At 64.4% G+C, this 393-nt stretch carries 1 pseudogene; it reads left to right on the forward strand.

The features are described from left to right. Positions 1–393, forward strand: a pseudogene (locus tag AC1DF0_RS32550) (hypothetical protein); the annotation flags it as partial.

The raw sequence follows: 393 nt of genomic DNA on the forward strand, positions 1-393 counted from the left end.
CACGGTAATCGAGCGCGGCACCTCGCTGGCCGAGATCGACACGGTGCTGTCGTCGATCAGCTACACCCTGGGCAGCAACCTCGAGAACCTGACCCTCACCGGCAGCGACCAGCTCGACGCCACCGGCAACGCCCTGAACAACGTGCTGATCGGCAACAGCGGCAACAACGTGCTGGACGGTGGCCTCGGCGCCGACGTGATGATGGGCGGCTTCGGCAACGACACCTACATCGTCGACAACCTCAAGGACACGGTCACCGAAACCAGCACCCTGGCGAGCGAAATCGACACCGTACGCGCCTCGGTGAGCTGGGCCCTGGGCGCCAACCTGGAAAACCTCACCCTGACCGGCAGCGACAACCTCAACGGCGTCGGCAATGCCCTGAACAACGT

The organism is Paenibacillus sp. 05T425 (genome assembly GCF_056396205.1).